This window comes from Polaribacter vadi (assembly GCF_018861005.1).
Taxonomy (GTDB): Bacteria; Bacteroidota; Bacteroidia; order Flavobacteriales; family Flavobacteriaceae; genus Polaribacter; species Polaribacter vadi_A.
The window spans coordinates 1-12,272 of sequence record NZ_JAHKQL010000018.1 but is presented as its reverse complement, the minus strand read 5'-3'; the positions used below and the strand labels follow the sequence as shown (position 1 = coordinate 12,272).

The following is a 12,272-nucleotide window of genomic DNA, read 5'->3' as shown; positions in this document are numbered from 1 at the left end:
TCCGGATAAGACAAGCTTGTTGCCAACGTGATTGTGTATGGTTAGTTGCGTGGTTTAGCGACTAAGTTAGCAAACATTTACGAACCCGTGAAAATTCCGCAGGAATTTTCGCAAGTAGTCTAGAACCAAGCAATTAATTATACACGGTGTTGGCAGTAGTACTTTATTATTCAATCCGATTTTCATCATTCATTTTAGTCGGATTTTGTCGTGTGTCAAAGACATCATTAATTATAATTTTATTATCTACAATTCTGTAAATAAGTTTATAATGTCCGCTTATTAAGTATCGGTGATTTTTATTTAGAATTGTCAAATTAGGTTCTACTGGACCAGAATTCGGGTTTTTTATTAATTGTTTAGAGGATTTAAGTATTTGTTTTCTAATTTTATGAGCAAGTTTTTTATTTACTTCAATAGAATAATAATCAAAAATGTCTTTTAAATTTCTGATAGCAAAATCAGTCCAAACTATTTTCATTGTTACCAATTTGCTGATATTCTCTCTAAATCTTCTTGACTTTTTACATTCCCATTTTTGAAATCCAATTCAGATTTTTCAATTCGATTAATTAATTCCTCGACAGTAAATGGTTTTAATTCAGGATTGTGTTCAATCTCTCTTTTTAGGATATAATTTTCCAATTTGTCAAATAATATCTCGTCCTTAATTTGGGCTAGATAAGTTATTAAATTGAGTTTTCGAGTTTGTAAATCCATAATTCGTGTCTTTAATCAAAAATACAATTTTTTTACTAAATGTTTATTTGAAAAACGATTTTCTTGTATTGCTGCCAACGTTGTTGTATAAGCTTTGTTGCGTTGTTTAAGCAGTGAATTTACTAAATAAAACACGAACGGCGAAATTCTGAAGGAATTTCCCAAGTGAGCCAAAACTAGCAATAAAGTTTATACGGTGTTGTAAACAGTTTTTTTAGAAAGCATATCCCAATGAAAATGAAATAAAAACACTTAATAAAGGTTCATTATAATACAAATATCCTGTTGCAAAAGTATAATCAAATGTAAGATTCGAGTTTAAACTAAATTGTTGCCCTAAATTCACGTTTACAGCATAAATATTTTCTTTTTTTAAATCACCGTTAGATTCAAGTTTTGAATAAAAAACACTTGGACCGATAAAAAAACCTCTTAATCCTTCCTTTTTTGAAAGGTAGAATCGGTATTCAGAATTAATTAGAAATCCGTCATAATTTGAGAAATTATAGTCATATAATGAAAGTGAAATAGACTGCTTCTCTTTTGTCTCTCTTTCATATCCAATATTATAAATTTTGAAGAAAGGTGAAACAGGATTTGCTTTTATAATATTTTTTTGACCAAAAATATTTATTGCGCTAAAAGTTATAACTAAAAATAATATTTTTTCCATTTTATTAATTCCTTAATTATTGAATTCTTTCGTATTCAAAATAGTAGTGAGATTCTAAATTTCCACCATCACAACTTCCACTATTCGTATATTCTCCAATTCTTAAAATATTTTCTGATAATTCAAAAAATGGAACTTCTCCAAATGCATTGTCATCACTATATTTAATATTTAATTTATCGTTTTCAATTTTCCAAGTTCCATTTTCTTGAATAACTAAATTACAGTTACTACTATTATTTAACGAATAAGTATCTTCATTAAAATTTCCGTTTGCTTCGTAAGTCAGTTTACCATTTTGTACACAAGAATCAAAGTTTTCAGATTCTTGACTTCCTGTTGAACAAATAGTGACTCTTTTGATAGGTTTCCAATTTCCAACTATTGATATTGAATCGGCATCTGTTTCAGAGTTAGAATCATTATTAGAGCAAGATGATAAAATCATAAGTCCGATTAAAACTCCGTAAAATAATTTCATTTTTTTCATTCGTAATTTTTCTTAAGGTTTGTGATTGGTTTTTAATTGTTTACAACGTTGTTGTGTAAGGTTTGTTGCGTAAATTTAGCTAAAAATAACTAATAATTACAGCCTTTTACGCTTGCGAGGTTTTTCGCCAGAAAAACCTTAAAAAGCAATAAATTTTACACGGTGTTAGGCAAAGTTTTTTTATTCGTTCTTTGATATTCTTATTCTGTCAATTTTCGCTTCTTTATTCAAAATTCTTTTTACTGTAAAATCTTCATTATATTCTCCAACTTTATTATTTGTATCTGATATAAATTCAACAGTATAATTTCCATTTTTAGCAACAGAATATTCATATTCAGAATTCACAACATCTAATTCAATTTTAGAATTTGGATTTATTTTCAAGAAGTCATTAAAAGTCATTCCAACAGAAATGCCATCTACTGAAATTGATTTGTCTAAAATTATAATTTCAGATATTTCAGTTTCATTTTGTTTTTTCCAGATATAGAAGATTTTTTTCCCATCTTCGATAAAAGTCCAACCATTTTTCTCACTGTCAATTCCATATTTGAAAAGTCGTTCTTTTATAAACTTTTCAATTCCAAGTTTTACTTTAAAAGCTTTAATAGAAATTCCGTTTTGAACTAATTCAATATGATTCGTTTGACCAATAAATTCAGTTGAATTTAGTAGACAAAATAAAAGAATTATAATCAAATGTTTCATTATCTATTTTGAGTCTTGATTGGCTATTTTGCCTAACGTTTATGTATATGAAATGTTGCGTGTTTGTGTGCGAGGATTTTCCGAAGGAAAATCAGAAGCTAGCAAACAAAGCAACAAACTTTGGTTAAGCCTAAAGTAGCAATTTTTTATATACTTTGTTAGCAGCTGGTTTTTATTTTTCAAGTCTAAAAGTTTCTATATTCTCAATTATGATTTTCATTTCTCCAAGTGTTTTTTCTTTAGAGATGAATTCAATATTCAGATTTTCATTTTGCTTAACTCCATTTTTAATCAATCTTTCCGTAATTTGCTTATCCGAAAAATTTATTTGAGTTATATTTTTCACGTTTTCAATCAAATAGTCCAAGTCATCATTTGAATTCGTTTTTATTCTAGCATTTGCAATTTTTGTAAAATTGAGTTCTAAAGTTTTTCTATTATCTGACAACTCTATTGATGTAGAGCAATATAAATTATTTGAAAATCCACCAGAAGAATATTGAATATCAATATATGTTTCTCCTTTTCGTAAAGTTTTTCTCATTATATTTATTTTTTATATAATTAATTCAGTTCAAATATTACTTACTAACTTCCGCAAAGTTTTTTAAATTCATCTCTCACATCTTCGAAAGTTGGTGCTCCAATATTTGATATTTTTTTATAAGAATCTATTCCTTTGTCTGTTGCCATTGCACTCCAGAAAAATTGTTCAACTTTTTCGGCACTTACTTGATTATTTAGTCTCATTCTAGTCGCATTTATTTTCCTTTTGATTGTTAAGTCAGCAGCAGGATTCATTTCTGCAGGATTCAATACTTTTTCTTCTAAAAAATCAATAAGTTCTTTTTTTGTAACTTTCATATAATTATCTTTAATGGATGATGTTCTGCACAACTTGCTGCTAACGTGTTTATATATGGTTTGTTGCGTGGTTTAAGCAACTAATTTAGTAAATAATTACGGACAAAGAAAGTCCGCGAGGACTTTCGTAAGTAGGCAAGAAGCCAGCAATAAATTATATATGTTGTTGGCAGTAGGCTTTTTTTTCATTCAATTAGTATTTCCAAAATTAAATTGTTTTTGTAAGTTCCAATAGAATAGTATTTTCCGCTTTTTTTATTTAATAATTCAGGATATATATTTTCCTTTGATTTTAGAATCTTAAAATTAATTTCTGATTTATCTTTTAAAATAATTGTCATTCCATAAAACTTTTCAATTCCACCAAAGTTTTGATTATAAAATTCATTTTGTTTTAAAGAATTTACAATAAATTCAATTTCTTTTTTGTTTTCAATTGTGTAAAGTGAATTTGGAATTGGTTCATTATTGTTTTCTGTAAAACTTATATTAAATATATTTATTTCTTTTACACTTTCAGTTTCCAAGTTTTCCAACTTTTCATAAACGCTAATATTTTCAAATAAATTCGGGCCTGAAAAAGTGAAAAAACCAAAAAATAATGCAAGAGGAATAAATATTATTAAAGTCCATTTTGGTATTCCTTTTTTTAAAATTGAATATCCAATTACTAAAAATATTAAAAGAAAAATTCCTCTTGGAATAAAATAACTATAATAGATACTATTCATTAGTTTTCCTTTTTTTCATAATTTTTAGTTACAGTTTGGTGCTTACTGCCAACGTTTCTCGTATAAGGAAAGTTGCGTTTTTTGTCAACGAGGAATTTCCGAAGGAAATTCAGAATTTACAAAAAAAGCAACTGACTTTGATTAAGCACTAAAGTAGCAATTTTTTTTATACAGTGTTACCTGTAGTTATTGAATAATATTAATGTCAATCATAAATATATTTGCTTTCTCAGAATTTTTTATTGACTTGTATATTGTTTTTTTAGTGTCGTCAAAATCATATTCTCCAATATAATCAAATCCACCTCCAGTAAAGTAGTATTTTACAATGCTTTTATAATTTTTGTTGTTTTTTTCAAAACTTCCATATTCAGGGAAATATTCATTAATTTTACTAACATCATATTCCAAATAAAAGTTTTCATAAAAAGTATTAATTTCTTTTATTGAGATTCCAAGTTTTAATCCGCTTTCAGATTCCCAATTATTACTAAGAATTCTAATAGAATTTATAATATCTGTATTTTCAATTGGTTCCAGATACAAGATTTTTTCTCCATTTTTATAAACGTTATAAGTATTCATAAAAGTTTTTTTCAAAACGTAGTTTTTACTCAACAATGAAACTGTTTTACTTATGGAGTTTCCTAATTCAATAAATCCAATTCCTTTCGATGTAATTTTCCAGCTTTTTTCTGGTTGAAATTCTATAATGTTTTCAGAATCATTTTTTTGTATAACTTTATGATTATCAGTTTTATTCTTTTGACAAGCAAAAAGAATGAATATATTCAAAATAATAATAGGATAAACTTTAAGTCTCATTTTAATTACAGGTAACGGCTCGGCTAATGTTAGTACGGGATTAAATTAGCATTTAATTTCGGATTAAGCGATTAGCCAAAACTTTTTATTTTGTTTTATTTTTTTCTGTTCTAAAGCCAAATCAAAAGATTTGGCGGACTTTATAAAAATACACTAAACTTTGGTTTAAGCACCAAAACCCGTATTAATTTTAGCCATTGTTGTGCTTAGTATTTTTAATACATCATTCGAATTTTGATTGGAATCGAAATTTTTGCATTAACCTTTTCTTTATTTAATATTCCGCTAACCCAATTCTTGTTATTTTCTTTTAAGAAATCATTTATGACCTTTGAAAGCTCTTTGTTTTTCTCTTTTCCTGAATATTCAATGTTTTCAATATTCCCTTCTTTTGAGATGAAGAAACTTAAAATTTCATTTATATTAATTGTTGTTCGACCACTTGAGTTTACTTCAAAAGGTGATTTTTTTGTGATTTCACGATATAAGTCTTTTATAAATATATTTAGTCCACCGATTCGAGTTGGTGGACAATTCAATTTTTTAGTTTCTAAAACTCCGTTTACTTCAATTTCAAAGTCTTTGTCAGTTCCACACTCAGAGTTTGAAACAAATTCATTTTTATCAAAGTCAAATTCTTGTATTAATTTTCCTTTTGAGTCGTAATATTTCCATTTTCCAACATTTTCGTCAGACTTATAATTCCCTTGTATTTTGACTTGGTTACCAGATTGGTCATATTTTTCAGTCCAAAGACCTTCTCGTTTTCCATTAACGTAATTCCCTAATACCATATTCCTAAATGGAAGAGTATATGATGTTATTTTATATTCACCGTGTTTTGTAATTCCATCAGATTTTAAAACATAAAATTTAGCTTTTCCATATACAGCATTTTCTTTTGCTTTTTGAGTTTTTTGAGCAAAAGAAAAAGACGTTATTAAAATTAGGAGTATTAGTATTTTATTTTTCATATTTTTTTAATATTAAGCACAACGTGTTTGTACAAGGTTAGTTGCGTGGTTAAGCAATAAATTTACTAAATAATTACTGACCAAGAAAATCCGAGAGGATTTTCGTAAGTAAGCAAAAAGCAAGCAATTAATTTTGTACGGTGTTGTAACCAGTGTTTTTTACTGATATTCATATTTTCCTATTGGATTTTCTCCTTTTTCTATATCTGAATATGTAAAACCATATTTTTCACTTTCAGACCAATTATTAGGATATTTTACTCTAAAATAACCTCCAATTGTAGATTCCATTCCATCATTTGGACCTACACCAATACTTAAGCCTTTATCAACTGATGAAAATTCATTGTTTTGAAATTGTGAAGATAGAATTGCTATTAAAGCACAAATAGCATTGGTTAAATTTTCAAATGTTGCTTTGTCAAATTCATTGTGTCTATCGTGCTTAGACTTATTGTAAGCTTCCCACCAATCTAAAGATTTTCCAAATTCCCAATTTTTAAAAGGTTGCCTTAAGTTTTCCTCACCTTTCCAAACAGGAAGTTTAATTTGATAAAAAGATAATTTATGAGATTCATTAATTTTTTTATAATCAGACATATTCCAATTTCCTTTTTTGGTGTAGCCATTTTCAGATAAAATAGCAACACAGTTTGCTTCTATTTCTATACAAATTCTCAAAAGTAATTCGTGAATTCTAAAAGAATATGTTCCTAGGTTTTTGTCAGCAGGTTCAATATAATCTAAAAGACTCAAAAAATCTTTTTGTATAATTAGTTGTACCCAATTTGAGAAATGGAGAAAACAGATGAATATATAGCGAAAAGATTAAAGTGGAAAGCTGGAAAACACAGTCTTCCAACCAAACATTCGTTCTTATTCGAAAGTTTGCCGACTGAAAATCAAAAATATTACTCGGAATTATTTAAATCTCAAAATATTGGAATTCCAGTTTTAGTTTTCACTCAACCTAAAAATGACAAATGGACTATTATGGGAACTCGGAAAATAGTTTGGGGAGAATATGACAAATTTGAAAGTCTGCTGATAAGTGATATTAAAGAAATGCGACCTCAATCGTTAGTTGAAATTAGCGAAACTGGAAAAGTAACAAGAGAACAAGTAAAAAAAGCTGAATGGGACGAATTGACTATCACTAATCTGAATTCTGAACAGTTTGTTATTCCAGCCTTTAAAGGTTCTGACTTTTTTGCAATGTGGAATATTTTACTAATGAATCAACAATTAAATCGGAAATAAAAACTGGGTACAACACCGTGTATAATTCATTGCTAGTACTTGCCTACTTACGAAAATCCTCGCGGATTTTCTATTCAGTTTGTATTTGCTAAATTAGTTGCTGAAACACGCAACGAAATCATACACAAACACGATAAGCCCTAATATAATGTTCAGGTAAGTTTGCAAAATCCTTATGTATAATATAATACCATAAACCTCCTTGTTTTTTTGCTTTTTCCGTAAATTGTCTTACTGTCCTCTTAAAAGGTTTATTTAAACTCATATTGGTTTTTGTGCATTGGTTACAACGTGTTTGTGTATGGTTAGTTGCGTGGTTAAGCGACTAAGTTAGCAAACATTTACGAACCCGTGAATATTCCGCAGGAATATTCGCAAGTAGGCTCAATGAAGCAATTAAATATACACGGTGTTGGCGTGTCGTTTTTTTATTTTCGCAATTATTTTTCAGTCATTTCAGAATTATTTTTTTTCAGTTTTTGTCAAAGCTCCAAACATTCCGGACTTCACGTAATTCTGGTAATTCAATTTCTTTTAAGTTAACTTATGGCTTTATAATTCTCCGAAATTCTCTATTCACGTATTGATTATTTTCTTTTTAGATTTGCTCATAATTCAAACATTTTCATATTTGTCAAAGAGTTAATATATTTCTCCATTAATAATAACGAAAGTAGCTAAAGAGTTTATAACCAAAAAGAATACTCCAACTGTGTTTATGAAAATCATTTTATGCATTATGTTCTTTATTTTCAATATTCCCCAAAGTCCTATTCCAAGTATTATCAAAGAGATTAAAAGTCCTCCAATTTCATAAGCAAAGGGAAGAGCTATACTTGGTAACCCAAGAATAAGAAAAACTCCGATTAAAGTATTTTGAATTTTACGCTCATTTGGGTTTTTAATATTTTTTAGAGTAACTATTCCAGATATAATAAACGGAATACTTATTAAGAGGTTCAGAGCAATTAACAATTCGCTCCAAGCAAAAGGTTTTATTAAAATTGATAAAATCAAGGTTGCAGAAACAACAGTAATTCCTACGATATTAATTAAACTCAAATATTTTATAGTTTTTCTCATTTTTAATGCATGCCAACAACGGTCTAGTGTATGATTTCGTTGCGTGTTTCAGCAACTAATTTAGCAAATACAAACCGAATAGAAAGTCTGCGAGGACTTTCGTAAGTACGCGAGTACTAGCAATGAATTATACACGGTGTTACCAAACGGTTTTTTATAATCCGATGTCATTTATATTCCAAAATTCAATTTGTCCTTTTTTCTCGGTTTGATAAAAAATCGCAAAATCACTTTCGATTGCCCAATCCGTATCTGGAACATCAATATCCGCTTTAAAATAAAGTCGGTTCGAGCGTATAAAATCATATTCCAAACTTCTCAAAACAGAATATTTTAAAAAATCTCCATCAAGACTATCTTTAAATGTCGATTTCTTTACTAGAGATTTAAGAATAATATTGTTTCCTTTTTTTAATATTATTTCTGTTACATTATCGTGATATATATCTTTATAAATTATTGGTTTATTCAAGTCGTTTATTCGGACAATTGAGCTGTCATTCAACGAGTATGTTTTTAATTCAAGTTGGTGAATTTCATTTCCGATTTTCACTTCTTGATTTTTCTTGATAGTATCGAAATCCGTTTGCCAATAAACAACAGTTGTGTCCAATTTTTTAGGTTCAGGTTCCGTTTCTGCTTTTAATTCCGTTTTTGGCTTAAATTCAGATTGAGTTTTTTCCGATTTTTTTCGGTCGCAACTTGATAAAAACGAAAATATTAATATTAAAGACAGAAGCTGTTTCATAGTTCGGTTTTCAACTGTTTGGTAACGTTGTTGTATATGGTTTGTTGCGTGGTTATGCACGTAATTTAGCAAATAAAAACCGAATAGAAAATCCGCAAGGATTTTCGTAAGTAGGCTAGAATTAGCAATAAATTATATACGGTGTTACCACACGTTTTTACTTTATTTCTTCAATTGGAATGTTCAATAAATCTCCATCATAATGAACTTCGTTTTTTTCAAACTGTTCTTTCGTAAATGCTTTTAATTTCTTTTCAGGTTTTAAATATTTTCCAAAATAGTTTATGTTAATTAATTCATTAAAATTCAGTTTAGTTTTCACTATTTCAAAGTCCGTATTTGGGAATTTACGAGAATATTGTAATTCGTCAAAGTATTGTCCTTGCAGATATAAAGTTTCGTTTTTCGATATTTTAATATAAAAACCAGAACCTAAATCGTAAGTTTCTTTTCTCTTAAATACTTTTTCCGTTTCTATTCTCAAAACTTGTGCTTTTCCGTTTTTGATTTCGTTTTCCACTTTTTTATTCCAACCTATTTCTCCGTTTTTATTCATCCAATAAATCACAATTCCAACTGTAATTATTAACAATGGAATTGAAGTCAAAAGTTGAGTTTCAGATGATACTTTGCCAACAAATTTATCATAGAGTAATAAAGGTGCTAAAAGAACCAGAGTAATTAAAATCCATTTCTTTCCAAAATTTTCAAAGTGTTCCCAAAGCGAATTTTTCCTGCTTTTTAACACTTTAATTTCTTCTGGATTATATGGACGTTCGATTTTTCTCAAATATGTGGTAACGTGATTGTGTATGGTTAGTTGCGTGTTTCAGCAACTAATTTAGTAAACAAATACGAACCCGAGAAAATTCCGAAGGAATTTTCCAAATAAGCATTTGCCAAAGCAATTAATTATACACGGTGTTAGCAGCTGTTTTTTATTTTCGGTTCATAATTATTGGGAACAAAAATATTGTTTTCAGACTTCTCAATTAGAATTTCTAATAATTGTTGAATTTCATTTGTTTTATATTCAGTAGCCTTTATTGAAACTTCACGTTTTGTTTTAAAATCAAGTTTTAAATTTTTACTAAATCGGTCGTATTGGATTTGAGTGAGTTCAGTCAGGTTTCTTTTTACAATCCAACGTCTGTTCAGAATTAATTCATTTCCTTTTATAAACAGAGTGTAAGGTTTTTGTTTTTTATAAATAAACCACATTATAAATTCGGAAAAAGGAATTGCCCAAAAAACAAAAACTAAATACCTAAGAGTATCACTATTGTCGCTTAAAATCAAAAGATAAATTGTCCAAAATATTGCCATTCCAATATCAAAAAGACTGATTGTTTTTCTTTGACTTTTAATTTTAAAATCAGAATCGAAAGTTTTCTTAAAAAGAGAGTTTTCCCAGAAAAAAGCTATAATAAAAGTTAAGATAGTAAAAGTAATTTCTAACGCAAGAGAGTATTCAGTTTTCAGAATTGTTCCGAAAACAAATAATCCAATTAGTGATATTACGATTGCTATAAAGTATTTCATTAGTTGATGATTGGCTTAAATTGCTGCTAACGTTGTTGTGTATTGAAAGTTGCGGTTTTGTGTGCGAGGATTTTCCAACGGAAAATCAAAGTGCATAAAAACGCAACTGCCTTTGGTTAATTACTAAAATAGCAATTTTTTATACACGGTGTTAGCTTTTAGTGCTTTTTTCAATTATTGTTCATTCTAAACATTTTCAAAAAACTTTACAGCATATTTACAATATTCTATGATTAGGTCTTTGTCTGTATCAAATTCCTTTCGTTTTCCCAAATAATTATGAGAAGTTGAAGTAATCTCTTTTCCTTCACTCAATTCCTTATACGAAATACATTTAATATGCTTTTTAGTAACAAGAACAAAAAGTGCATTTTCAAAAGGGTAATCTCCGTATTTAGCAATATCTTTTAATTTCAATTCACCACTTGCTCTATATTTAACTTCAATAAAATGCGCTTGGTTGTCTTTAAAAACTACAAAATCTGGCATTTGTCGAATGTTTTTAGAAACATCTCCTCTTACTCCTTTTAACAAATCTTTTATTCCAGGAATAGAATTTTCCATTCCATAACTGAATACTTGAAAACCAAGTGAGCGAAAAAGTTCCTCAACAATTGTTTCCGCAATTCTGCCTTTTATAACTCCTGAAATCCAAGGATTTTCTTTCGGTTTAGATTCCGTCTTTTTCGTTTTAACTTTCTTTTTTTCAGTTTCTTTTTCTGAAGCTAATTTATCTTTAGATTTTCCTTCTTTTTTATAACAGGAAAAACAAAGTCCACCATTAAATTTTGTGTATTCTCCACAAGTTATACACTCTGCCATTTTTCTTTTTTTAATTTTCGTTTTTTGTGTTCAGAATTCAGTTTCCGCAAACTTGCTAATGCATTAAAGCTAACGTTGTTGTATATGGTTTGTTGCGAGTTTTAAGCACCTAATTTAGCAAATAAAAACCGAATAGAAAATCCGCGAGGATTTTCGTAAGTAGGCTAGAACCAAGCAATAAATTATATACGTTGTTGTGTGTAGTGTTTATTTCAGTTCCCATTTTTCTAATATTTCGTTTACTTTCTCTTTTTCAAATCCGTACATAGATTGATTAACATCAAAATCAATTAATAAATCTTCTCCATTTTTCATATGTTTAAGTTGACCATAAATTTCAGCATTATTTTGCCAAAGTGTAGTCATTTTCAATTCCTCATATTCAGCCAAATTTGAATTCGGGTTTATAAATTTATCATATTCAAAATCAACTTCGTTTTGCCAAAGCCAAAAACTCTCTGTAAAATAAATCTCTTTACTTTTATGATAAGGTTTAGTTTTGTCAAATTCTCTATTTGTCCAATATTGACAATACCATTTATTCTCTAAAAACCAATATTCTGTTTTATCTCTAGAATCTTTTGGGTCGCAACTAAAAGATAAAGGATATTGTAATACAATACTATCCAAAGTCCAGCTTTTTGTTATTGGTTTTAATCCTAATTCAATTCTTTCATTGTTTAGTTTAATTCCATAACTTTCCGAGAGTGAATTAGAAATAATTATAGCTATAACAGAGTAGCTTATCACAGCTCCTAAAATTAGATAAATAATATTTCGACTTTTTCTTTTCAGAGTTCAGTTTTTACATGTCTTGTCCTGAAATATG

18 protein-coding genes are annotated in these 12,272 nt (G+C 28.3%); 1 reads left to right on the top strand and 17 read right to left on the bottom strand.

What is annotated here, in order from left to right:
- Positions 1-166: 166 nt before the first annotated feature.
- The 11 genes from KO506_RS10465 to KO506_RS10415 form a co-directional block, all read right to left on the bottom strand.
- Positions 167-481 (bottom strand): type II toxin-antitoxin system RelE/ParE family toxin, encoded by a 315-nt coding sequence (locus KO506_RS10465; RefSeq protein WP_215994860.1) that lies wholly within the window; start codon positions 479-481, stop codon positions 167-169.
- A gap of 2 nt (positions 482-483) precedes the next feature.
- A complete protein-coding gene (locus KO506_RS10460) occupies positions 484-645 on the bottom strand; it encodes a hypothetical protein (protein WP_252726839.1) in 162 nt (53 codons plus the stop codon).
- 289 nt (positions 646-934) lie between these two features.
- Positions 935-1,393 carry a DUF3575 domain-containing protein gene (locus KO506_RS10455; protein ID WP_215994859.1) on the bottom strand — a complete coding sequence of 153 codons (459 nt, stop codon included), beginning with the start codon at positions 1,391-1,393 and terminating at the stop codon, positions 935-937.
- Positions 1,394-1,409: 16 nt separating this feature from the next.
- On the bottom strand, positions 1,410-1,883 hold the full coding sequence (locus tag KO506_RS10450) for a lipocalin family protein (protein WP_215994858.1): 474 nt from the start codon (positions 1,881-1,883) through the stop codon (positions 1,410-1,412).
- A gap of 180 nt (positions 1,884-2,063) precedes the next feature.
- Positions 2,064-2,594 (bottom strand): hypothetical protein, encoded by a 531-nt coding sequence (locus KO506_RS10445; protein WP_215994857.1) that lies wholly within the window; start codon positions 2,592-2,594, stop codon positions 2,064-2,066.
- A 172-nt stretch (positions 2,595-2,766) separates the two neighbouring features.
- The gene (locus KO506_RS10440; RefSeq protein ID WP_215994856.1) at positions 2,767-3,138 is read right to left on the bottom strand and encodes a hypothetical protein; all 372 of its coding nucleotides are present in this window, start codon (positions 3,136-3,138) and stop codon (positions 2,767-2,769) included.
- A 44-nt stretch (positions 3,139-3,182) separates the two neighbouring features.
- Positions 3,183-3,458 (bottom strand): hypothetical protein, encoded by a 276-nt coding sequence (locus KO506_RS10435; RefSeq protein ID WP_215994855.1) that lies wholly within the window; start codon positions 3,456-3,458, stop codon positions 3,183-3,185.
- 185 nt (positions 3,459-3,643) lie between these two features.
- Positions 3,644-4,189 (bottom strand): hypothetical protein, encoded by a 546-nt coding sequence (locus KO506_RS10430; RefSeq protein ID WP_215994854.1) that lies wholly within the window; start codon positions 4,187-4,189, stop codon positions 3,644-3,646.
- Positions 4,190-4,375: 186 nt separating this feature from the next.
- Positions 4,376-5,014 (bottom strand): hypothetical protein, encoded by a 639-nt coding sequence (locus KO506_RS10425; protein ID WP_215994853.1) that lies wholly within the window; start codon positions 5,012-5,014, stop codon positions 4,376-4,378.
- Positions 5,015-5,229: 215 nt separating this feature from the next.
- Positions 5,230-5,988: a hypothetical protein gene (locus KO506_RS10420; protein ID WP_215994852.1), complete on the bottom strand. Its 759-nt coding sequence runs from the start codon at positions 5,986-5,988 to the stop codon at positions 5,230-5,232.
- Positions 5,989-6,147: 159 nt separating this feature from the next.
- Positions 6,148-6,744: a hypothetical protein gene (locus KO506_RS10415; RefSeq protein ID WP_215994851.1), complete on the bottom strand. Its 597-nt coding sequence runs from the start codon at positions 6,742-6,744 to the stop codon at positions 6,148-6,150.
- 39 nt (positions 6,745-6,783) lie between these two features.
- On the opposite strand from KO506_RS10415, the gene KO506_RS10410 reads away from it, so the two are divergent.
- A complete protein-coding gene (locus KO506_RS10410; protein WP_215994850.1) occupies positions 6,784-7,248 on the top strand; it encodes a hypothetical protein in 465 nt (154 codons plus the stop codon).
- Between the two features lie 642 nt (positions 7,249-7,890).
- Here KO506_RS10410 and KO506_RS10405 read toward each other — a convergent pair.
- From KO506_RS10405 to KO506_RS10380, 6 genes are all read right to left on the bottom strand, one after another.
- Positions 7,891-8,331: a hypothetical protein gene (locus KO506_RS10405; protein ID WP_215994849.1), complete on the bottom strand. Its 441-nt coding sequence runs from the start codon at positions 8,329-8,331 to the stop codon at positions 7,891-7,893.
- Between the two features lie 154 nt (positions 8,332-8,485).
- Entirely contained in the window at positions 8,486-9,079 is a 594-nt protein-coding gene (locus KO506_RS10400; protein WP_215994848.1) for a DUF4738 domain-containing protein, read from the bottom strand.
- A 157-nt stretch (positions 9,080-9,236) separates the two neighbouring features.
- Positions 9,237-9,869 carry a hypothetical protein gene (locus KO506_RS10395; protein WP_215994847.1) on the bottom strand — a complete coding sequence of 211 codons (633 nt, stop codon included), beginning with the start codon at positions 9,867-9,869 and terminating at the stop codon, positions 9,237-9,239.
- Positions 9,870-10,003: 134 nt separating this feature from the next.
- Positions 10,004-10,621: a hypothetical protein gene (locus tag KO506_RS10390; protein ID WP_215994846.1), complete on the bottom strand. Its 618-nt coding sequence runs from the start codon at positions 10,619-10,621 to the stop codon at positions 10,004-10,006.
- A 186-nt stretch (positions 10,622-10,807) separates the two neighbouring features.
- The gene (locus KO506_RS10385) at positions 10,808-11,443 is read right to left on the bottom strand and encodes a type II restriction endonuclease (RefSeq protein ID WP_215994845.1); all 636 of its coding nucleotides are present in this window, start codon (positions 11,441-11,443) and stop codon (positions 10,808-10,810) included.
- Between the two features lie 207 nt (positions 11,444-11,650).
- On the bottom strand, positions 11,651-12,193 hold the full coding sequence (locus KO506_RS10380; RefSeq protein ID WP_215994844.1) for a hypothetical protein: 543 nt from the start codon (positions 12,191-12,193) through the stop codon (positions 11,651-11,653).
- Positions 12,194-12,272 lie beyond the last annotated feature (79 nt).

Coding starts and splice junctions, on each gene's coding strand:
- KO506_RS10450 (WP_215994858.1), bottom strand. CDS start 1,883: ATGAAAAAAATGAAATTATTTTACGGAGTTTTAATCGGACTTATGATT.
- KO506_RS10410 (WP_215994850.1), top strand. CDS start 6,784: ATGGAGAAAACAGATGAATATATAGCGAAAAGATTAAAGTGGAAAGCT.
- KO506_RS10390 (WP_215994846.1), bottom strand. CDS start 10,621: ATGAAATACTTTATAGCAATCGTAATATCACTAATTGGATTATTTGTT.
- KO506_RS10445 (WP_215994857.1), bottom strand. CDS start 2,594: ATGAAACATTTGATTATAATTCTTTTATTTTGTCTACTAAATTCAACT.
- KO506_RS10385 (WP_215994845.1), bottom strand. CDS start 11,443: ATGGCAGAGTGTATAACTTGTGGAGAATACACAAAATTTAATGGTGGA.
- KO506_RS10400 (WP_215994848.1), bottom strand. CDS start 9,079: ATGAAACAGCTTCTGTCTTTAATATTAATATTTTCGTTTTTATCAAGT.
- KO506_RS10435 (WP_215994855.1), bottom strand. CDS start 3,458: ATGAAAGTTACAAAAAAAGAACTTATTGATTTTTTAGAAGAAAAAGTA.
- KO506_RS10430 (WP_215994854.1), bottom strand. CDS start 4,189: ATGAATAGTATCTATTATAGTTATTTTATTCCAAGAGGAATTTTTCTT.
- KO506_RS10455 (WP_215994859.1), bottom strand. CDS start 1,393: ATGGAAAAAATATTATTTTTAGTTATAACTTTTAGCGCAATAAATATT.
- KO506_RS10440 (WP_215994856.1), bottom strand. CDS start 3,138: ATGAGAAAAACTTTACGAAAAGGAGAAACATATATTGATATTCAATAT.
- KO506_RS10465 (WP_215994860.1), bottom strand. CDS start 481: ATGAAAATAGTTTGGACTGATTTTGCTATCAGAAATTTAAAAGACATT.
- KO506_RS10420 (WP_215994852.1), bottom strand. CDS start 5,988: ATGAAAAATAAAATACTAATACTCCTAATTTTAATAACGTCTTTTTCT.
- KO506_RS10405 (WP_215994849.1), bottom strand. CDS start 8,331: ATGAGAAAAACTATAAAATATTTGAGTTTAATTAATATCGTAGGAATT.
- KO506_RS10425 (WP_215994853.1), bottom strand. CDS start 5,014: ATGAGACTTAAAGTTTATCCTATTATTATTTTGAATATATTCATTCTT.